The sequence below is a fragment of the Olegusella massiliensis genome (genome assembly GCF_900078545.1).
Taxonomy (GTDB): domain Bacteria; phylum Actinomycetota; class Coriobacteriia; order Coriobacteriales; family Atopobiaceae; genus Olegusella; species Olegusella massiliensis.
Genome location: NZ_FLLS01000002.1, coordinates 32,841 through 54,115, shown reverse-complemented (window position 1 = coordinate 54,115; position 21,275 = coordinate 32,841). Strand labels below are relative to the sequence as shown.

Sequence of the window (21,275 nt, the reverse complement as noted above, 5' to 3'; positions counted from 1 at the left end):
GTTCATGGTCTTTGCGGCAGTAGTGGTTGATATCGCAACGCGCGAACTTGATCGTCCCTATGACTACGCTATTCCAGCTGAGCTTGTGTCCCAGGTAAAGATAGGCGTGACAGTTCTGGTGAACTTTTCTGGCAGAATTGCCGTGGGTTATGTAGTGGCGCTGTCTGATACTCCTCCTGCAGATGTGCCGCGTAATAAAATTTTGCCTATCAAGCAGGTTTTAGCAGAAGCAGCTTTTGATGAAGCTGCAGCACGTGTTGCATTTTGGTTGGCGGCTGAATACGCCTGTCCGCTTGCGGTGGCTCTACGGCTTTTTTTGGCACCAGGGCAAAAGTTGCGTGCGCATCGGGTAACACCTGATGCACCTTGGGAGCTTGTGCGTGAAAAAGCGGGGCCTATCGATACCCGCTGGGTTTCTTTGAGCAAAGCGGGGCTTTCTTTTGTTCCTCAAAAAAATGCCTCCCGCCAGCGGGAGTTACTTGCTGCGCTTGCCGCGGGCCCTCAGCGCATGGCAGAGCTTGCGGCGATGGTGCCAGGGGCAAGTGCGGTTGTCAACGCGCTTGCCAAACGCAGTGTCGTGAGTATTGAACTCCGCCGGCACATTCGCGGAAGTGAAGAGACGACGAGCTTATCAAGCGCTCACGCAACACGACCCAACATGCTGACTGTGGGACAAAAAAACGCACTTGAGGCAATTGAGGCGGCACGTCTTGCTGCTTGTGGTGACGTGGTTTTAGTTGATGGTGTGACGGGTTCAGGCAAAACCGAAGTGTATCTTGCGGCTATTGAACAAGCTCGGGCAGCTGGCCAGGGTGCGTTGGTGCTTGTTCCTGAGATCTCTTTGACGGCACAGACTGTCGGGCGTTTTCGCAGTCGCTTTGGCGAAGATGTTGCGGTGCTACATAGCCGTCTTTCAGTGGGAGAGCGTTTTGATCAATGGGATATGCTGCGCCGTGAGCAGGCCCATGTGGTTGTAGGTGCTCGCTCTGCTTTGTTTGCTCCTGTGGCAAATTTGGGTCTTATTGTGATTGATGAGGAACATGAGGGCTCTTACAAGCAAGACTCTATGCCACGCTATCATGCACGTGAGGTGGCGGCGCGCATGGCCAAGGAACGCGCTTGCGCCTTGGTACTGGGTTCTGCGACACCGTCACTTGAAAGTCTTGAGCGTTGCCGTCAAGGCAGCTATGCGGGGGTATCTTGGACGCGTGTTGAGATGCCCGAGAGACCAGGTACTACAGAGTTGCCATCAGTTGAAATTGTGGATATGACTCAGCAGTTTGCTGCAGGTAGACGGACGTTTTTTTCTTTACCACTCACACAGGCATTAGAAGATGTCATACGCCATCGTGAAAAAGCAGTACTGCTCCTTAATCGACGTGGCTTTGCTCATTTTTTGATGTGCCGAGAATGTGGCTGTGTGCCTGAATGTCCGCATTGCTCTACCGCGCTGACGTATCACGAACGCACCCATGAGCTGGTTTGTCATAGCTGTGGGCGCTCGTGGCCACAAAAAAGTTATCCCGATCCCTCCTCACGCTGCCCCAATTGCGGGAGTCACTATATGGGGGCGTATGGAGTAGGTACGCAGCGCGTGGAAGATGAACTACATATTTTGCTCAATGATTTGGGGGAAGCTGGGGATGATGTCGAAATAATTCGTATGGATGCAGATACAACGCGTAGCAAGGGCGCGCACCAAAAGTTACTTGAGCGTTTTGATGATGCAAATTGCGCCATTTTGTTGGGCACGCAAATGATTGCTAAGGGTCTCGATTTTCCCGAGGTTACCTTGGTGGGCGTTATTAACGCTGATACGACACTTAAGCTGCCTGATTTTAGAGCTGCTGAGCGCACCTATGATTTGCTCGAACAGGTGGCGGGTCGTGCGGGGCGCGGTGATAAAGCAGGGCGTGTCATTGTACAGAGTTATTGGGCGGCCCATCCCGCTATTGCATCGGTAGCGTTGCATCGCCGTGAGTTGTTTGTGGACAGTGAGCTTAATCTGCGCGCTGAGGCCTCATATCCGCCTTTTACTCGTCTTTCCAATGTGTTGCTTTGGGGGACATGCGAGCCTCAGGTTAAACGTTGTAGCGCAAAGCTTGCCGAGGCAATACGTGCTGCCATTAAAAACTTTGATGATGCAGATAACTGGGAGGTGCTAGGTCCCGCTGAATGCATCAAAGCGCGCGTTAAGGATCGCTTCCGCCGGCATATCTTAGTTAAATCTCCTCTTCATTCAAAACCTGGTCCCATGCTTTCTGCCTGTGTAAAAGCTGCAAAATTACCGCGAGGCATTATGGTGGCAATTGATGTGGATGCCGCTGACCTCATGTGAGTCTCATGGGTCGATACCTCATGCCGTTTTATGGGTATGATTGTGAGGAAACACTTATGTTGCCTAAGCGCTACTTTTAGGTAGCATTTTTCTAAGGAGTAACTATGAGTGCGGCTCAAGATATTGTCTTTGGTACTGATGAGCGTTTGCATGTTGAGTGTGAGCCGATTAAGACTATTGATGACGATGTGCGGCAATTAGCAAAGCATATGCTTAAGGGTATGTATGCGACTGACGGTGTTGGATTGGCAGCACCACAGGTGGGTCAACTGGTACAGCTGGTTGTTATTGATGTTGACTACGCCGAGCCTGCTGGACGTAAGAACCCTTATGTGCTTATCAATCCTAAAATCATTGTGGCGGACGGTCCTGAACGTACAACAGGGGAGGGCTGCCTATCCTATCCTGGTATTACTTGTGAGGTCACGCGCCCCTCTCATGTTATTGTGCAAGCCCTCAATCTTGATGGTGAGCTCATGCAATATGAGGCTCGTGATAATCTATTGGCAGTGTGTTTGCAGCATGAGATTGACCATATTCACGGTGTGACCATGGTTGACCATCTGCGTCCTTTGGCACGTGCAGCAGCTATGCGCAATTTTGAGGCTGCACTTGCTCGTGGTGCTCAGCCTGGAGATGTTGGGGAGGAAGACTAGCATGTCTTTGAGAGTCGTCTTTATGGGCACTCCCGATTTTGCTGTGCCCTCCCTATCTGCTCTATCAAATGAATTTGATGTAGCGCTTGTGCTAACTATGCCTGATGCGGTGCGTGGGCGAGGCAAGGATCCCATAGCATCTCCTGTTAAAAAGCGTGCGCTTGACCTGGGTATTCGTGTTATCGAAGCAAAACGTATTGGTGCAACTGAGATTGCGCGCATTCGTGAGGCAGTACCCGATGTAATTGCTGTTGCTGCTTATGGTGCGATTTTGCCAGATGAGATCCTGTCGACTGATTTAGCGCGATTTGGTGCGATTAACGTGCATGGGTCGCTGCTACCGCGCTGGCGCGGTGCCGCTCCTATTCAGCGCGCTATCCTCGCTGATGATGATCGTATTGGTATCTCGATTATGCGTATTGCCCATGAACTTGATGCGGGACCTTGGTGCCGACAAGCATCTATCGACCCTCAAGGGCTATCGGCCGTAGAAATTACCCAGCGCTTAGCTGAACTTGGTGCTGCTGAGCTGATAGAGGCCATTCATGAGATGGAGGCAGGTACTGACAGATGGACTGAGCAGGACATTGCTCAGGTCTGTTATGCAAAAAAGATAAGCAAAGCAGAAATGCGCCTGACGCCTGCTGATGATGCATACACCAATTTGTTACGTATTAGAGCGGCTACTGATGCTGCTCCTGCGCGTGCTATGGTATGCGGACGTGGGGTGCGCATCTTGCGTGCGCTTGCTGCGCCTACCGTACATATCGCTGCTGGCGAAGTATTGATTGATGGTGCGAGGCTCTTTTTGGGTTGTGCCGATGGTGCGTTGGAATTATTGTTGGTAAAGCCTGATGGTAAGCGAGAAATGCCCGTCTCAGCTTGGGTAGCTGGCCTTCGCGGGGACCTTGTCTGGGGTGATAGCTAGTGTCTGTCCTCTCGCCTGCACGCATAGTTGCTTTTGAGATGGTGTCCGAGCGCCGTCGGCGGGGGGCACATATGCGCGATTTGTTGCGCACATCTCGAGCGATGAGTGGGCTTGCGCCGCGAGACAGGGCTTTAGCATCTCGTTTGACTTTGGGTGTGACGGCTACAGTCGGCTCACTTGATACCATGATTGACTCCCACTTGCGACATGGAGTGCATATTGAGCCACGTGTGCGGGATGCACTGCGCGTTTCTTGCTATGAGCTCTGTTGGTTGGATACCCCAACAGCAGTGGTTATAAGTCAAGGTGTTGAGTTGGTGCGCCGTGTTGTTCCGCGTGCGGCAGGTCTTGCCAATGCGGTCTTGCATCGTGTGTCCGAGCACGATATTGCAGCTGTCTGTGAAGCTGAGCACCGTATATATGAGGGCAGTTCAGATTTGCTTGCCAAAGATATTGCGATTGCCTGTGGAATGCCCGAGCCGTTGGTATATCAACTGTTGGCTTCATGCGGTGAAGAAGTGTGTCGTGAGTGCGCTTTGGCGCACCTCCAACCAGCACCAGTGTATATTGCAACTAACTTGGCGATGTTGAGCCTCGAAGAAGCTATGCGACGGATGCAACAGGCTCGTCTTGAAGTACAGCCGTTAGCAATTCCGGGCTCTTGGCAGGTGACAAATCCTGCTCGCTTGGCGCCTTCGGGATTGGTGCGCAATGCTCTTGTCTTTCCCGTAGATTTAGCCGCTCAGATGGTTGCCCGAATTGCGGGACCGCTTCCGGGCCAGCATGTGTTGGAAGTGGGTCAGGGCAGAGGTACCAAAACATTGTTACTGCAAATGGCTGCGCTCGAGCAAGGTGGTCTTGCTGAAATAGTGAGTATTGATTCCGAAGATTACAAGGTGCGGCTTGCATCCAGCCGTATGGCCGTAGCGGGAGTTTCTGCTCACACACAAAACCTTTGTTTTGACGCTTCCCAACTCGACTCGCCGCAACTGCCCACTGCACTAAGTGGCGGTTTTGACATGGTCTTTATCGATGCGCCGTGTTCGGGCACAGGCACATTGCGCCGCCATCCAGAAATTGTTTGGGGCCTTTCACGTGCGTCGGTGATGGCTCATAGAGCAGATTCACTGCCCGCCTTACAGCTACGCATGCTTCGCGCTGCATCTCAGCGCGTGCGTCCGGGGGGTAGTTTGGCCTATGCGACCTGCTCTTTGCTCGAGCAGGAGAATACGGGCGTAGTTCGAGCATTTCTCGAGAGCTCCGAAGGTCGTTCATTTGAGCAAGTCTCTGTACTCGAGGCTCCTGCCGTGCGCTCCTTAAGCGATGCGGCATACGGACTTGTGGCATCGTGTGTTACGTCTGAGGGCTACTTTGCCTCGCATCCCCGCATTACTTCCTTTGATGGTCATTTTTGCGCTCTTCTTCGCCGCGTCTAAACCATTTTGTGTCGGCGATTCATACTTTATCGCAGGTTAAGATAGAAAAAATGTCGCTAGGACAGCAAGAAGCAGGCAAGGATGCCTTGGTGGCAGCTAATGCAAGCATTTTCAGAGATAACTTCGTTGGAGATGCCCACATCGGAAAGCAAGGCGAAGCTTTTATGATTGACTTCCCAGCGCAATCCTTCTTCGCTGACAAGGGTATTGGGCGTCAATGCTACTGCAGAAAAAGTCTTACCCACAGCCTCAGCATTAAGTGTCCAGCTGGTCTTTCCGGCAGGGGAGAGCAGACGACACTCCCAAGCAGAGCCTTCATTGTCTTCCACAATATGCGGGCAGGCATTGACGTAGGCTGCTAAGTTGCCCCAAACGCCCAACTGATGGTCCTGCCTGCCACCTGAGATACAGCTGAGCGTCAGGCGCAAATTTGAGTTGCGCCGCGCTGCTTCATGCGTTGCGCTCTTAAGGGCAATGGCAAGATCAGTTGCATATTTTTTTGTGGGATACAGCAAAGAAGTTCGTGCTACCGAGCGGGCCCAATCGCAGGTAGCAGGACTTGCCGTATCGTCGTCTCCACAAAATGCATCGGGTTTAATACCTGCGGCTTTTAGTGTCTCAGCCCCGCGATCGACAGCGACAATCCAGTCAGCATCAGCGGCAAGACGTGTAACAAGATCTGTCGAGCTTGGTACGGGAGAACCTCCTATTACCAAGCAATTCATGGTGCCTGTTGGTGCTGTGGTGAGTGAACGTGCATAGTCAGTTAACAAATCTAAGCTTAATTCGGGGTATCCATGGACAAAAACATCACAGTTGGCGCGCATAAAGTTCTCATCGCGTCCATCATGGTCGTTAAAAAGACATACGGTGGGAAATCCTGCTTTATGAGCAGTGCTCACACCAAATGGCGCATCTTCAAATACCCATGTTTCATCAATAGGTGTATCCAGTACCTCACGAGCAGCAAAATAGATGTCAGGTTGTGTTTTATCGACACCAACATCGCCTGTGTATAGTATGTCCAAGAAATAATCGAGCAAGCCATGATAGGCAAGTGCCTCTTTGACCAAAGACGTTGTGGTAGACGAGGCAACCACCATCGGAATTTTTGCCGCCTTAAGTGTCTTAAGCCATAGGTCAATACCTTCAAATGGCGCAGCTTCAGTCCTGTACGCTACGCGTACTAGTGCGCACACTTCAGCAAGAGCCTCTTCACGACTAGCACACACGCCAAACTCATCATGGAAGAAAAAGCATTCATCTTGAAAATTCATGTATTCATACTTTTCGGCAAGCATGTGAGCATGAGGAATATTATGACTATTCAGCCAATCGGGAAATATCTTGTTCCACATGGGCATAGAGTCAAGAATCGTGCCATCACAATCAAAAATCGCACCCGAAATTTTCATATGGAGCTCTCCTCGTGGTTTGTTGTTGTCTTGTCATATTTTTGTCAGATGATACGTGACGTGGAGAATTTTCCCAAGGTTGGGTAGAGTGTTTTTGAGAAACACATCGTAAAGGTATTTACTCGGAGGAATAATGGCACGCTATGACTACAAATGCAGCTCCTGTGGCAATGTTTTTGAAATTGAGCATTCTATGAGTGCTCATCCTGAGATTTCTTGTCCTAAGTGCGGCTTGCACGCGGAGCGTATGTTCAAAACCTATGGTATTGAGTTCAAAGGTTCTGGTTACTACAACACCGATCAACGTGGTCGTTTAGCTTCGAGCACAGGCAAATAGTTGCTGTGTGCGCTGTAGCAGTAAGACTACAGGTAGAATGAAAGTAGCTTACGTATGTGCCATAGGAATACGTAAGCAGAGCGTATGGGAAAAAAGTTTTTGGAATAAGTAGTCGTAATTACTGTGTACTTTGAGGGTTTCTTGTTCACAATCAACACAATAAGTAGGGGTTTTCCCTTGCATGAGGCACATTGTGTGCTATTTTAATACGGCTATGCAGTTTGCGGGCGCGGAGCCCATACGGGCGCAGGAGCGCCGCCTTGGAGGTAGGAAGTATGTCGAAGGTTTGTGATATCTGCGGCAAGCATGCCGTTGCTGGTCGTTCAATCAGCCACTCTCACCGTACGGTCAATCGTGCGTTTAAGCCCAATATCCAGCGCGTTCATGTCGTCAAGGATGGCCGTCGAGTCCAGATTAATGTCTGCACCCGCTGCCTTAAGAAGGGCAATCTCGTGCGCGCATAGCGTCGGTGGAATTTACTCTGAAGTTTAGGGGCTCCCTCGGGGGCCCCATTTGTGTGTCAGCAGCTTTTGTGCCAAAACTCCGCTAGCATGTATTGGTGCGCTATACTTTCCAAAGAATATTCTGGGTTGAGAGGACATCTCAACCGTATGGAAGGAGAGGTCATGGCAAACGCCACCCCAGGTATCCTCAAGGTTTCCAACGATTGTATTGCAGACCTTGCGGGTTACGCTGCCCTCGAATGCTACGGCGTCGTGGGTATGGCCGACACTGAGTCTCAGACAGGTGTTATTCGCCTGCTTCCAACCTATCGTCTGCGCAAGGGCATCGGTGTGAGCGCCGAGGGTTCTTCGGTTGTTGTTGACCTGCATGTGGTAGTCGAGTCTGGTGTCAATATTGGCCAGGTTTCCTCAAACCTTGTGAGCGCAGTCAAATTCATCTTGAGCCAAATTGCCGAGCTCAATGATGTTGAGGTCAAAGTTCACATTGAGGGCATGCGCGTAAGCTAGGCAGCTTAAACGTTCAACCCCGTGCAAGAGACGTCCGTCCGGCAGATTCGCATTGCGCCTTTGCCCACACAGCCAAGAGGATCAAAGATGATTTCCAAAGTTATCCGCACATGCTTTCCGATTGCGGCTCAGGTCGTTGCCGACAAGGCAGAAGAAATTAATAAACTCAATGTTTTCCCCGTGCCCGATGGTGATACGGGTACCAACATGTCTTTAACCTTGGGTACTGTGGTCAAGGAAGTTGAGTCTCTGCCGAGTTCAGCTACGGTAGATGACATTGCCAAGGCGATTACTCATGGCTCCCTGATGGGTGCCCGCGGTAATTCAGGTGTTATTACCAGTCAGATTCTTCGCGGTGTGGCCGAGGGTTTGACTCTTGCCAAGGGCGCAGATGCAACTCCTGGCGATATCGCAGTTGCTCTACGCAATGGTGTCAAGGTTGCTTTCAAGGCTGTGCGCAAACCAGTCGCAGGTACCATTTTGACTGTTCTCAAGGATACTTCTGCCAAAGCAGATGAACTTGCTCGTACCAAGATTTCGGTTCCTGACATGCTTGATGCACTAGTAGTTGAGGCATATGAGTCGGTAGCACGTACTCCCGAATTGCTTCCTGTTCTCAAAGAAAATGGTGTTGTTGACTCTGGTGCCTTTGGTCTTGCAACGTTCTTTGAAGCCTTTGTTAATGCTTATCAAGGAAAGTCAGGCGAGCTTACTGCCTTCAAGACAACCGTTGATGCCAAAGCAGATGTTGCCAATGTGGTTGACATTGAGCTTAACGATGATTGGGAGGGTTCTGAGTTCCGTTACTGCACGGAGTTCCTCTTCCATGCAGATAGTGCCCAGTTTGATGAGGCAGCGTGCCTTGGTTACTTGTCTGCTCAGGGCGATTGTGAGCTGCTTGTTGGCTCCAACCCTGATTATAAGATTCATGTGCATACCAACAGGCCCGATCATGTTCTGCGTCATATGTTGCATCGTGGCCAGATTTACAATGTTTTTGTACACAATATGGACCTTGAGGCTCAAGAGCGTACCGAAAAGATTGCTGCTGATAAGGATGCAAAATCAGCTTCCCATGAGCCTCGCAAACCCTTAGGTTTTGTCGCTGTTGCTGCAGGCAGTGGTGAAGCAGAGATTTTGAAGTCTTTGGGTGTTGATGTGGTAGTTTCTGGTGGTCAGACGATGAACCCGTCAACTGCCGATATTCTTGAGGCTATTGAAAGTGCTCATGCGGAGCAGGTTATTGTGCTTCCCAATAATGGCAATATTCGTATGGCTTCCGAAGCAGCGGTAAGCGCCTGCGAAGATGTGAAAGCAGCGGTTGTTCCTACCAAGACGGTTCCTCAGGCATTTGCTGCCATGTTTGCTGTTGATTACGAGGCAAGTCTTGAGGACAACATTGAAGAGATGCGCGCTGCAATTGCTGATGTTCGTGATGGTGAGGTTACTACCGCGGTTCGCGATTCACAGGCAGCTGATGGCAGCCCCATCCACTCCGGTGACATTATGGGTATTGAGGGCGGCAAAATTACCGTTGTTGGTAGCGATATAGCTCAGGTTACACTTGACCTTATCGCCAAAATGATGGATGAGGAGGAAGGCGATACGCTCACGCTGCTTGCTGGTTCTGAAATGCATGATGAGGCTTTTGAGCAGCTCCAAGAGCGTATTGAGGAAGCACAGCCTGATCTCGAAATTGATGCCCAGCGCGGTGAGCAACCTCTGTACCCTGTGATTTTTTCTATCGAGTAGGTGATGGGAGTCCCTATGGGGCATGCTCCCAGTATTAGTGAGGCGGCAGGTCGCCTGCAAAGGACAGCTTTGCTTGCAGCCGGGGTGTCCAGATTGAGGTATGCATCTCGTTTTTCTGGCGCTGCGGGCGGCGGAGCTTTGGCAAGGTTGGATATCGAGCGTGCTCGAGATCTGCTACTGCATATTCCTACGCGCTACAGTGACTATTCTCGCGTAGTTCCCATTGCGCTCGCGCAGGTGGGAAGCGATGCAACGATTATTGCGACTGTAGATAAGGTTGAGCTTAAGCACCCTAAACCTCGTCTGCAATTGGTTGAACTTGCACTGGTAGACGACTCGGGCATTATGTTGGCAACGTTTTTTCGTCAGCCTTGGGTCGCCGATCAGATACAGCCGGGGGATTGCATTATGCTTTCGGGCAAGGTGCGCTTTGGCTATGGTTTTAGACGCATGAATCCTGCTTTTTGGGAAAAGCTTGACCGTGATAATGACCAAGCGCATCTCGCTCGTTTGATTCCCCACTATGCGTTAACGGAGGGTTTGGGTGCGGGCTGGATGAGGCGTTTAACCTCAGCAGCCCTTGCAGATATTGGAGACGTTTGCGATCTCTTGCCGGCAACTCTTCTGGCGCACCGTCAGCTCATGGGCCTTGCCCCTGCCTTGCGTGCAATTCATTACCCTGATAGCAAAACGGAGGCCGAACAAGCCCGTCGGCGTCTTGCTTATGATGAGTTGCTCTGTTTGCAATTAACTCTACGCGTGCGACAGCGTCTACAAGATGCGGGCGTGCAGCCTGTGCAACACTGTATACATGGAGAGCATCTGCATGCTCTCACTGCTGCTTTACCTTTTAAGCTTTCAGACGAGCAGAGCTGTGCCAGTCGAGAGATCCTGCAAGATATGGCGGCTCCCCAAGTGATGAATCGTCTGCTTCTTGGTGATGTAGGTACAGGCAAGACTGTCGTTGCTGCCTTGGCTTTGGCGGCTTGTGCGGATAGTCGTACTCAGGCGGCTATGATGGCACCGACTTCAGTTTTGGCTCGTCAATATGCTGAAAAACTGGGGCCTCTGCTCGATAGAGCAAACATTAGCTGGGCTTTGTTGACGAGTGCAACTTCGAGCTCTGAGCGCGCTGATATGACAGAAGCTATAGCAGCAGGAAAATGCAGCATTGTATTTGGTACGACGGCTTTGCTCTCAGATACGCTGCAATTTCATAAGCTCAGTCTTGTTGTGGTTGACGAGCAGCACCGTTTTGGTGTTGACCAACGTGTAGCGTTGCGGCGAAAAGGTCCTGGTGCAGACTTGTTGGCCATGACAGCAACACCTATTCCGCGTACTCTTGCTTTGACTTTCTATGGCGACATGGACTCTTCTGTCATTAAAAAACGTCCCCTCGCAGGCGCTGGTGTAACAACGAGGTCGGTGGTTCCCGCCAATTTAGATCTTGCTTGGGGGGCTATACGCACTGCTGTCGCCTCAGGTCAAGCTGCTTATGTAGTCTGCCCTTTGATTGACGAGAGTGATGAGGGTGGCGATCTTGAAGATATTCCCGAGATGAATAAAGCTGCTACTCAGCAGCTACACTCGGTTGTTTCTACCTTGTCTGAGGTACAGCGCATGGTACCTGGGGCACAGGTGGCTATGCTGACTGGCCGCATGAGTGCTTCTGACAAAGATGCTGTGATGGAGCAATTTCGCCGTGGCGAGATTCAGGTGCTGGTGTGCACTACGGTTGTTGAGGTTGGTGTTGATGTGCCTCAGGCTACCGTCATGCTGGTTTTTGACTCTGATCGATTTGGTTTGGCAACCTTGCATCAGCTGAGGGGACGTGTTGGTCGAGGACAGTATGCAGGTTCTGCTTGGATGGTATGTGCAGCAAAGAAAAATAGCCCTGCTCGGAGGCGTATTGATGCGCTAGAAGCAACCTCCGATGGTTTCAAATTGGCAGAGCTCGACCTTCAATTGCGTCATGAGGGAGAGGTGTTAGGTTATCGCCAACACGGCGGCATGAATTTGCAACTATCTGATCTTGCAAGCGATCAGGATTTGATTGGGTGGGCTCACGAGGATGCACTTGCTTTGATGCAAGCAGACCCAAAACTTCAGCTACCTGAGCATGCTCCCCTTGCCATAGAATTGCGCGATCGCTTTGGGGTGTATTTTGAAGAGGTGGAACGCGTATGAATGGGCGGCTGCGCATTGTAGGTGGCATTTGGAAAGGAAAAGCTCTTGAGACACCCAAAGGTCGTGAGGTAACACGTCCCTCAACAGACCGCACACGTGAACGTATTGCCTCAATGGTTTTGTCATCTTTTGCTTTGGATTTGAGTGGTGTACACATACTTGATGCCTTTGCGGGAAGCGGAGCGTTGGGACTTGAGCTGCTATCTCGCGGGGCAGAAAGCTGCTCTTTTGTCGATATCAATCGTAATTCTGCTACGGTAATCAAATGTAATTGCGCAGCGCTACAGGCACAAAGAATGACACGAGTAGTCGCAGGTGATGTATGGGCGCTCGTAAAGCGCGGGGGTCTTTGGGGCGCTCCCTTTGACCTCGTTTTGCTTGATCCGCCCTATGCGATTTCAGCGGGGCAGATTTCTCAGTTGGTTATAAATCTTGATCAACAAGGCCTGCTTGCTCCATCAGCACGCATACTCTATGAGCATGAAGCCAAGAATTCTGGTCTTACTTTGCCTAACGCAATGCTTATGAAGTCAAAAAAGCAAGGAATTACTACTGTTGATCTGCTGATATATGATGTCAACAAGACGAATGAAGCTGACGAGGGATGTGTATATGAGTGCGCAAATAATTAATCATGTAGTGGTGCCTGGTACGTTTGATCCCGTTACTTTTGGGCATCTTGATGTCATTGAACGTGCGCGGCGCCTCTTTCCCAAAGTTACGGTAGCAGTAGCAGCTTCTCAGGGCAAAAATGGGATAGGTACGGCATTTTCTTTGGACGAGCGAGTATCTATGATTGTCGATGCGCTTCATGCAGAAGGTATTGATGATGTGGACGTAAAGCCCTTTAGTGGTCTGCTGGTGAGTTTTTGTCAGCAGCTCGATGCTCGTGGCGTGGTCAAGGGTCTGCGTGCAATGACCGATTTTGAGTATGAGCTTCAACAAGCAGCTCTGAACACACGTCTTGATTCGGATATTGAGTCTATTTTTGTTATGTCGGCAAGCAAATATGGCTATGTTTCGTCATCAATTGTGCGTGAGTTGGCCTCTTTGGGCTCCGATGTGTCTTTTTTGGTACCGCCCAATGTGCAGTCTTGCTTGCTTGAGCATTATGGTGCTTAAGTTTCTGCTACCATTCTAAAATAAGTGTGAAATATAGCAGCTTGGACGTAAGCTTGCTCAAAACGAACTCAGGACGGAAGGAGTCCCAGATGCAGCCAGGTGAGGAGATCGAGAGCCTGGTCGGCGAGCTCGAGCAGATCATCAGTGAGGCAAAGCAACCCTTTGCTGGCGGTCCTCAAAAGAAGGTTGTCGACGCCCAGGAGATCTACGAGATCCTGGATGAGATTCGTGATCGTTTCCCCCAGGAGTTCGCCGACGCACGTCGCATTGTCAAGGAAGAGCAGGAGACTCTTGATCGTGCGCAGCAGCAGGCTGATGCTATCATCGCTGATGCTCAGCAACAGGCGATGATTTTGGCTGGCGACCAAGAGGTAGTTCGTTTGGCTCAGCATCAAGCCGATCAGATTCGTGACCAAGCTTCTCAGTATGAGCGAGATACACGCTACAATGCCGAGTCCTATGCAGACTCTGTGCTTGCTCATCTTGAGGACAACCTTAAGTCGATGACGAGCTCAGTTACGCGAGTCCGTCAGACGATAGAGGAAGGCTCTTCCTCTCGTCGTGAAGAGGCAGGTTGGTAGACGGCATGCAGCCGCTGATTATTTCTTTAGACGCAAGACTTGCAGATCCTGGTAGTACCCTACCGCTGATGGGTCATCTTGATGAAGAAGGCTATACCCTCGGCGATCGTGACTTCACGCTCCCTGCAGGTATTGATTATGATTTGATGCTCACCAATGCTGGTGAAGGCATTTTGGCTACAGGCATGCTCCATGCGCATGTTGTTGGCTCCTGCGATCGCTGTCTTGAGAAGGCTGAGTTTGATGTTACGGGTGAAGTAGACGAGTATTTTCTCTTCCATGAGCCTGATCTTGCTAGCTTGAGTGACGATGAAGATGAGATTGACTTTTCGTTAGTCTCGACTGATATGACCATAGACTTATCTGAAGCACTCAATGCAGCACTGCTGATGGAAACTCCCTTCATCGTTTTGTGTAAGCTTGACTGTCGCGGCCTTTGTCCCGTCTGTGGCGCTAACCTTAATGAACAAGATTGTGGTCATGCAGCTCAAATTGAGCAGGACAGATTGTCATCAAGTCCTTTTGCCAAGCTCAAGGAGCTTAAACTGGAGGATTAACATCGTGTCGCATACGTGCTCCTGCGGCATTTTGAGAGAAAGATATGCAGATAGTGGCACACAGTCTATATGCGTGCTACAATTTCGTTTTGTGTGATTAGGTAGGACCGTGCCGTCGCATAGACTACAGACGGTGCGAGATGAGTTGGAAGCAGAGGTCAACATGGCAGTTCCTAAGCAAAAGAAGGGTCGCGGTGCCACCCACACCCGCCGTTCGGCAAACAGCAAGCTCACGGCACCTAGCCGCTCGGTGTGCCCCCGTTGCGGCGCCCCCAAGCTGCCGCATCATGTGTGCCCCAACTGTGGCTACTACAAGGACCGCGAGGTCATTGTCACCGAGTAGCCTCATGCTGCAAGGGTCAGTCTGAGGGTCGGTCTCCATGCGGGGTCGACCCTTTTTTATTAGGTTTAGGCGTGGTTTGCCAATTGAGAGGAGTTCCGCATGACCTGCATCTGTGTTGATGTGATGGGCGGAGACAAAGAGCCTCAGGTAGTTCTTGATGGAATTGATGCTGCTTTGTCTGAGGATCCTCAATTACATATCTTGGCTGTTGGTGCAGCTGAGTTTGTGGAGCCGTTTGCTGCTGCGCAACCTCGTGTTGAGGCTTTGATATCAACTGAGGTCATAGGCATGGAAGAACATCCGGCTGAGGCAGTTCGCAACAAAAAGGATTCTTCAATTGTTCGCGCTTGTGCAGCGCTGAGGGCGGGCAAGGCCGACGGTTTCTTTTCTGCAGGAGCAACAGGTGCGATTTTTGCAGCAGCAACTCTTGGCGTGGGTAGGATTCGCGGCGTAAAGCGTCCTGCTTTAGCAGCAGCTCTGCCAAGTGGCAGCGCGCATAGGACGATTTTTGTGGATCTTGGAGCCAATGCAGATGCTCGTCCCGAAATGATGGTGCAGTTTGCTCAAATGGGACGCGCTTTTGCCAAGGTAACCTTGGGGATAGCAGACCCCAAAGTGGCTCTGCTTTCTAACGGCACAGAACAGACCAAAGGTTCTGAGGCAACGCTTGCAGCTCATAAAGCGCTGGTAGAGGCTGCAGCTGATACAGGCTGGTTTACGGGCAACTGTGAGGGATCTGATCTTTTTGGAGATGCCTTTGACGTTATTGTGACCGATGGATTTACAGGCAATGTGGCACTCAAGACCCTTGAAGCCACCGCAAAGTTTTTGGGTTTTGAAATCAAAAAAGCTGCCAAGACATCAGCTGTAGCTGGTCTTGGCGCACTGCTTATTAAATCGCCTCTTAAAAAAGTAGCCCTTGCACTTTCGGGTGACGAATACGGTGGAGCAGTACTTTTGGGTTGTAAAGCACCCGTTTTTATTGGTCACGGTGCTACTTCAGTTCAGGCAGTTAAGCACGGTACCCTTGCAGCTGCTGCTGCAGTCAATTCTGGACTTGTTGCCAAAATAGCCGATGAGCTTGTGGCAACAAAATAAGGTGCTTATGGAGTTACAATCTTCTCGAAGTATTTGTTTGATTTGTTGTTTCAGAGAGGACGCAATGATGGATCGCAGCGAAATTTTTGACAAGGTCGCCATGCTTATCGCTGAGACCCTTGAGGTTGATGCTGACGAGTTGACCGAAACTACAAGCTTCAACGATTTGGGTGCTGATTCCTTTGACATGCTTGAGCTGGTAACTGCCATGGAAGATGAGTTTGAAGTCACCGTGGACGAGGATGGCCTGGGTGAGATTGAGACTATTGGCGACGCGATAGACGTCATTTTGAAAGCACAGTAAGGGGCTCTTTTGAAATTGCACCAACGCATCGCCGTTATTGAGGAAATTCTTGGACATCATTTTCTCAATCAGCGGTTGATTAGTTCTGCCATTACGCACCCCTCAGCCGTCGAGGGCCATCCTGTCTCCGACTCCTACGAACGCCTTGAGTTTTTAGGCGATTCCATTATGGGAGCCATTGTCGCTACGGATTTATTTGAGCGTTTTCCTCAGATGGATGAAGGTGAACTTACCCGTCTCAAAATTTCTCTGGTTTCAGGCCCTATGTTGGCCGAGGTGGCGGAGGATTTGGGCATCGGCGAACTTATCGTGTTTGGTGAGTCAGAGCGTGGTACGGGCGCTCGCGGTATGAGATCTGCTCTTGAGAATGTTTATGAGGCAGTTGTTGGTGCACTGTATTTGGATGCCGGGTACGAAAAAGCACATGATTTTGTGCACCGTACCTTGGGCCCACATATTACCCCTGAAATTGCCGAGCGACCTATTTCACCTAAGTCGCGCCTGCAGGAAGTAACCCAGCGTGATTTGCATGAGGGTCCCGAATATAAAATCGTAGGACAAAGTGGCCCTGCTCATCAACCCACTTTCAATGCTGTAGTGCTAGTACAGGGTAGGCGTATTGGCCGTGGTTGCGGTGGCTCAAAAAAAGATGCCGAGAGTGCTGCGGCCCAAGATGCTCTTGCGCGTCTAGGCTATATTGAGGATGCTACAGCCCCCAACCCCACAGCCCCCATGACACTTTCGCATTATTTTTCCCAACATCAGGAGGAAGACTGATGTATCTCAAGTCACTCTCCCTCAAGGGTTTCAAATCCTTTGCTGACAAAACGCAGATGTCTTTTGACCCTGGTCTTAACGTTGTCGTAGGACCTAACGGTTCGGGCAAATCAAACGTATCTGATGCGGTGCTTTGGGTATTAGGCGAGCAAAGCGCGCGTATGTTGCGTGGTCAAGCTATGGAAGATGTTATTTTCTCAGGTAGCTCTGCTCGTGAGCCAGTGGGTGTGGCAGAAATTACCCTTGTTTTGGATAATGAGGACCATACACTTCCTATTGATTTTTCTGAAGTGGCACTCACACGGCGTATGTATCGCTCTGGAGAGTCTGAATATTTGGTCAATGGTGCCCCTTCGCGTTTGCGCGATATTCAAGACATCCTGCATGATTCAGGATTGGGCAAAGATACCCATTCTATTATTAGTCAGGGCAAGCTGGATTCAATTTTGTCAGGACGTCCTGAGGAACGCCGCGAGCTTATCGAGGAGGCAGCAGGCATTTCCAAGCATCGTCGCCGCAAGGAGCGCGCCGAGCGCAAGCTGAAAGCAATGGATGTCAATTTAGTTCGTGCCAAAGATGTGCAGCGCGAGCTCAATCGTCAATTGCGTCCCCTCGAACGTCAGGTAGATCAAGCACGCCGTCATCAGGATCTAAAAACGCAGCTTCAAGGCATTCGCACCTCGCTTGCCGTTGATGACTTGCGTCAGTTGCAACTGCGTCATCGTGAGCTGAGTAGTACTGGCAATGAAGCAGCGGCTCGAGTAGAGCTTGCTCAGTATCGTCTTGACGAGCGCAATCATGAACTTGAGAAATATCAGTCGCTGCTTGAACAAAAAGGCATTTTTGTTGGTGATCTCGATGGTCAGCGTCGCCGTACTCAAGATTTGTTAGGGCGCATGGATTCGGATATACGTCTTTTGGAGGAGAAGGGCAAAAACATGGTTGCCCGCCTTTCTGAAATGCGTATGAGTTTATCGACTGCAGAGACGCAGCGTGCGGATGCTGAACATTCGCTTTCTGCAGTTTCATCTGAGCTTGCCGAAGCGCGAGGTGCCGAAACTGAGCTGCGTAGTTCTGTGAAGGAACTCAAGCAGAGCTTTGAGGAAGCTACGGCGCAGCGTCGTGAATTGGGAGCGCAAGTCAACAAGCTCAACAATGAGCAGCGTCAGGCACAGCATGATTCTGATACCGAAACGCTTGCGTATGCGCGCTTGCGTGATCAGATTGAGTCTGCTGAGACAACAGACGAACTCTATGAGCAGCGTTTGTCTCGCATTTCCGAGCAGCTCACCCAAAATGATGCCGCCACAGAAAAGGCTGAAGCACGTAAAACTCAGCTTGAGGCATCGCTTGCTCAGGCACATGCTGACCAAGATATTGCCGAGCAACATATTGCTGACTGCCGCCAGGCGGTGTCTTTGGCACGTGAGCATGAAGTATCCGCACGTAAGGCCCTGTCTGCCGCAGAAGCAGATCTTGCTGCGACAGAGGCTCTCGATCGTGCAGGAGAAAATCAAAGTGACTTGATGGCAGCCCTAGCTCAGGGTCCTCAAAAGGATTTGATTCGCTATCGCTTAGCTGATGTGATGGAGGCAGCACCTGAATTTGAGGCGGCGTTTGAAGCTTTTTTTGGCGGCGATCTAGCAGCTCTGGTAGTCGATAGTGTCAAGGAAGCAGGTCTGCTTGCACAAACTGCTCTTGGGATGAATAGCAAGGGAACAGCAACGCTGCTTTTCCTTGAGAATCCCTCGATTTCGCATGAGGATGCAGACAATCTACCAGGCATTGCCTTGGCAAGTAAAGTTGTGGCGCAAGCAGGCTGTGAGACATTAGTTGCGCGCCTGTTAGATGGTGTGCGCTATGTAGAAAGCGCTGAGCAGGCTTTGCAAGCACATGAGAAGTATCCCGGACTAAGCTTTGTGTCTGCTGATGGTGCAGTGGTTCATGGTGATGGTCGCACATCAGTAGGTAAGCTTGCCTCTGCCTCGGCAGGTGCTCTTGAGCGCAAACGTCGTCTGCGTACTCTCCGCGCAGCTATACCACAGCTTCAGACTAATTTGGAAACAGCAATCACAGGTCTTGCTGACGCTGAGGCTGCTTTAGCTACAGCACGGGATGAAAGTTCTGCTGCTCGTGGTGAACTTGCACGCATGAAGGGTGAGCTGAGTTCAACTACCTCTGAATTGGGTCGCCTTGCAGCTCAGCATGACTCGGCCTTGTCCGAAAAACAGCAAGTTGAGCGTACTCGTCAGGCCGCTGCTGATAAGGTTTCTGAGGCTCGCGAACAGGTACAGCGCCATAAACAAGCAGCCCATGATGCACAGACGCGTGCAAAAGAAATTGCTGTTCAGCTTGAGGAGATCAATGCTGAGCGTAGTCGTGCAAGTCGCGCAGAGCGCGAAGCCCAAGACAGGTATTCGGAAACCAAGCTCCGTCTTGCGACAACCTCTGAGCGCCGCACTCATCTTGAGTCTCGTGAGCGTGAACTTTTGCGCTCGGTTAAACAACTTACCGAGCGTCTTGAGACAACACGTCAAGCTGCTGCATCACTGGATGTGGTACGTCTGCGTGTAGAGCCGCTCCATGAGCGTTATGATGCCGTACGAAAATATGCGTTTAAGTGGGCAGAGCGTCTTCGCGACCGCGCTTCTCTTGAAGAAGCAAGCTCTGATTCTTTGAAAAAGACCATTTCGGAGGCACGTTCAGCGGCTGATACTGCAGCAAAAGAGCTGGATGCCGCTAAGGCTGAAGAAGCGTCAGTTAAAATTGAGATTGGTAAAGTTCAAGTCGAAGTCAAGCACGCTGTTGAGGCTATTGCAGCGACTGGAATGCCTCTTGAGGAGGCGCTTGAGCTGCCCGCTCCTGACAATCGTGAGGAGAGCGAACGTCGCGCCGAGCGTATTGCTCATCAGCTGGAATCCTTAGGTCCTGTTAATGAGGCTGCAATGGATCAGTATGGCAAGCTCAAAGAACGCGCTGACTACATAGCCTCTCAGGTTGAGGATTTGGAGCGTGCGCGTACTTCCTTGCGCAAAATTACCTCGGCTATTGAACGCAAAATGCGCAAGAGGTTCCTTAGCGTTTTTGATCAGGTTAACGCCAATTTTTCTGAGGTTTTTTCTTTGCTTTTCCCTGGTGGCAAAGCACATCTTGAGATGGATGATCCCGATCATCCCGATGAGACGGGTATTGAGATTTCAGCACAGCCACGCGGTAAGCGTATTGCAAAAATGACTCTGATGAGCGGTGGAGAAAAATCGCTTACGGCTTTGGCGTTGCTTTTTGCCGTATACAAGACGCGTACCGTACCTTTCTATATCTTTGATGAGGTTGAAGCCGCGCTAGACGATGCCAACCTCACAAAGCTTTTGGATGCCATTGAACGTCTCAAGGAAACGACCCAGCTCATTGTTATCAGCCACCAAAGGCGCACGATGGAACAAGCGGATGTCTTGTATGGTGTATCCATGCGTGCTGATGGTGTCAGTCGTGTGATCAGTCAGCGACTTGATCGCGCAACAGGAAAGGTAGTTGATGCCTAATGGGTTTTATGGACCGCCTGCAGAAAGGTCTTTCTCGTTCTCGTGAGGCGCTTTCTGAGATTTTTTATATGGGTGGCGAGGTTGATGAGGACTTCTGGGAGGACCTCACAGATCGTCTGGTAATGGGCGATATCGGTGGCGAAGTAGCAATGCAGGTTACCGATGATTTACGTGCGCAGGCTGCTCGTGAAAATCTTGTTCGTCCTGATCAGTTGCGTTCTGCTTTGGCAAAGCGTCTCGCACAGGCATTTACACCCGCTGAATGTGACCCATTTTCTGATTTGCCGAGCTGTGTGCTCTTTGTTGGTATCAATGGTGCGGGCAAGACTACCACGGTAGGAAAACTAGCTGGCGCAGCAAAATCTGCTGGTCAAGCTGTTGTGATTGGTGGTGCGGATACTTTTCGCGCCGCTGCTATCGAGCAGCTGCAAATTTGGGGTAATCGAGCCGATGTGCCTGTCATTACGCGCGAGCGTGGAGGAGACCCTGCGAGCGTTTGCTATGACGTTCTAGATGCTGCTGAGAAAAATGACAGTCAGCTCGTGCTTATCGATACAGCAGGTCGTCTACATACCTCGCCTGAACTTATGCGTGAGCTTGAAAAGGTCGTGCGCGTCACGCGCAAACGTGCCGATGGTGTATTTCCCGTATCGGTAGTTTTGGTGATTGATGCTACAACTGGGCAAAATGGTCTTGCTCAGGCGCGTGAGTTTAATGATGCGCTTGATATTGATGGTCTGATTGTTACCAAACTTGACGGTACAGCCAAGGGCGGTATTGCTATTGCTATCTCACATGAGCTAAAACTGCCGATTTATCGTATAGGCGTCGGTGAGGGTATTGAGGATTTACAGTCCTTTGATGCGCTTTCTTATACGACAGCATTGGTGGGAGATGTCACGGCATAGCTTAGCTATGACTTTGCGTAGGT

The 21,275-nt window shown here is 50.6% G+C and carries 20 protein-coding genes; 19 read left to right on the top strand and 1 reads right to left on the bottom strand.

What is annotated here, in order from left to right:
• Window positions 1–4 precede the first annotated feature (4 nt).
• The 4 genes from priA (at window position 5) to BN4314_RS00460 (ending at window position 5,358) form a co-directional block, all read left to right on the top strand.
• A complete protein-coding gene (priA, locus tag BN4314_RS00475; RefSeq protein WP_021735038.1) occupies window positions 5–2,338 on the top strand; it encodes a replication restart helicase PriA in 2,334 nt (777 codons plus the stop codon).
• Between the two features lie 104 nt (window positions 2,339–2,442).
• Window positions 2,443–2,994 (top strand): peptide deformylase, encoded by a 552-nt coding sequence (gene def, locus BN4314_RS00470; RefSeq protein ID WP_021734881.1) that lies wholly within the window; start codon window positions 2,443–2,445, stop codon window positions 2,992–2,994.
• Window position 2,995: 1 nt separating this feature from the next.
• Entirely contained in the window at window positions 2,996–3,922 is a 927-nt protein-coding gene (locus BN4314_RS00465) for a methionyl-tRNA formyltransferase (RefSeq protein ID WP_325062663.1), read from the top strand.
• Window positions 3,922–5,358 carry an RsmB/NOP family class I SAM-dependent RNA methyltransferase gene (locus tag BN4314_RS00460; protein ID WP_082911103.1) on the top strand — a complete coding sequence of 479 codons (1,437 nt, stop codon included), beginning with the start codon at window positions 3,922–3,924 and terminating at the stop codon, window positions 5,356–5,358. The genes BN4314_RS00465 and BN4314_RS00460 overlap by 1 nt, the downstream gene beginning before the upstream one ends.
• Before the next feature lie 56 nt (window positions 5,359–5,414).
• Here the strand turns inward: BN4314_RS00460 and BN4314_RS07970 are convergent, their stop codons facing one another.
• Window positions 5,415–6,773, bottom strand: a complete 1,359-nt coding sequence (locus BN4314_RS07970) for a thiamine diphosphokinase (RefSeq protein WP_082911102.1) — start codon at window positions 6,771–6,773, stop codon at window positions 5,415–5,417.
• Between the two features lie 133 nt (window positions 6,774–6,906).
• Between BN4314_RS07970 and BN4314_RS00450 the strand changes: the two genes are divergently transcribed.
• The 15 genes from BN4314_RS00450 to ftsY all read left to right on the top strand — a co-directional run bounded on the left by BN4314_RS00450 (window position 6,907) and on the right by ftsY (window position 21,252).
• A complete protein-coding gene (locus tag BN4314_RS00450; RefSeq protein WP_021735091.1) occupies window positions 6,907–7,110 on the top strand; it encodes an FmdB family zinc ribbon protein in 204 nt (67 codons plus the stop codon).
• A gap of 275 nt (window positions 7,111–7,385) precedes the next feature.
• Window positions 7,386–7,574, top strand: coding sequence for a 50S ribosomal protein L28 (rpmB, locus tag BN4314_RS00445; protein ID WP_021626077.1), 189 nt, complete (start codon window positions 7,386–7,388; stop codon window positions 7,572–7,574).
• A 162-nt stretch (window positions 7,575–7,736) separates the two neighbouring features.
• Window positions 7,737–8,081, top strand: a complete 345-nt coding sequence (locus tag BN4314_RS00440) for an Asp23/Gls24 family envelope stress response protein (protein WP_035097790.1) — start codon at window positions 7,737–7,739, stop codon at window positions 8,079–8,081.
• A gap of 87 nt (window positions 8,082–8,168) precedes the next feature.
• Window positions 8,169–9,833 (top strand): DAK2 domain-containing protein, encoded by a 1,665-nt coding sequence (locus tag BN4314_RS00435; RefSeq protein ID WP_021734882.1) that lies wholly within the window; start codon window positions 8,169–8,171, stop codon window positions 9,831–9,833.
• A gap of 84 nt (window positions 9,834–9,917) precedes the next feature.
• On the top strand, window positions 9,918–12,020 hold the full coding sequence (locus tag BN4314_RS00430; protein ID WP_325062662.1) for an ATP-dependent DNA helicase RecG: 2,103 nt from the start codon (window positions 9,918–9,920) through the stop codon (window positions 12,018–12,020).
• A complete protein-coding gene (rsmD, locus tag BN4314_RS00425) occupies window positions 12,017–12,652 on the top strand; it encodes a 16S rRNA (guanine(966)-N(2))-methyltransferase RsmD (RefSeq protein WP_232309692.1) in 636 nt (211 codons plus the stop codon). The genes BN4314_RS00430 and rsmD overlap by 4 nt, the downstream gene beginning before the upstream one ends.
• Window positions 12,633–13,142: a pantetheine-phosphate adenylyltransferase gene (gene coaD, locus BN4314_RS00420; protein WP_068539186.1), complete on the top strand. Its 510-nt coding sequence runs from the start codon at window positions 12,633–12,635 to the stop codon at window positions 13,140–13,142. Before rsmD ends, coaD begins: the two co-directional genes overlap by 20 nt.
• Before the next feature lie 89 nt (window positions 13,143–13,231).
• Window positions 13,232–13,723 carry a hypothetical protein gene (locus tag BN4314_RS00415; protein ID WP_021734844.1) on the top strand — a complete coding sequence of 164 codons (492 nt, stop codon included), beginning with the start codon at window positions 13,232–13,234 and terminating at the stop codon, window positions 13,721–13,723.
• A gap of 5 nt (window positions 13,724–13,728) precedes the next feature.
• Window positions 13,729–14,280 (top strand): YceD family protein, encoded by a 552-nt coding sequence (locus BN4314_RS00410; RefSeq protein WP_035097883.1) that lies wholly within the window; start codon window positions 13,729–13,731, stop codon window positions 14,278–14,280.
• Window positions 14,281–14,443: 163 nt separating this feature from the next.
• A complete protein-coding gene (rpmF, locus tag BN4314_RS00405; protein ID WP_021735096.1) occupies window positions 14,444–14,623 on the top strand; it encodes a 50S ribosomal protein L32 in 180 nt (59 codons plus the stop codon).
• Window positions 14,624–14,722: 99 nt separating this feature from the next.
• Window positions 14,723–15,721 carry a phosphate acyltransferase PlsX gene (plsX, locus tag BN4314_RS00400; protein ID WP_021735026.1) on the top strand — a complete coding sequence of 333 codons (999 nt, stop codon included), beginning with the start codon at window positions 14,723–14,725 and terminating at the stop codon, window positions 15,719–15,721.
• A gap of 67 nt (window positions 15,722–15,788) precedes the next feature.
• Entirely contained in the window at window positions 15,789–16,025 is a 237-nt protein-coding gene (locus tag BN4314_RS00395; RefSeq protein WP_035097881.1) for an acyl carrier protein, read from the top strand.
• A gap of 9 nt (window positions 16,026–16,034) precedes the next feature.
• The gene (rnc, locus tag BN4314_RS00390; protein ID WP_021734887.1) at window positions 16,035–16,802 is read left to right on the top strand and encodes a ribonuclease III; all 768 of its coding nucleotides are present in this window, start codon (window positions 16,035–16,037) and stop codon (window positions 16,800–16,802) included.
• Complete coding sequence (gene smc / locus BN4314_RS00385) at window positions 16,802–20,344, top strand: chromosome segregation protein SMC (protein ID WP_068539184.1); 3,543 nt, start codon at window positions 16,802–16,804, stop codon at window positions 20,342–20,344. The genes rnc and smc overlap by 1 nt, the downstream gene beginning before the upstream one ends.
• Complete coding sequence (gene ftsY, locus BN4314_RS00380; protein ID WP_021735114.1) at window positions 20,344–21,252, top strand: signal recognition particle-docking protein FtsY; 909 nt, start codon at window positions 20,344–20,346, stop codon at window positions 21,250–21,252. The genes smc and ftsY overlap by 1 nt, the downstream gene beginning before the upstream one ends.
• Window positions 21,253–21,275: the final 23 nt, after the last annotated feature.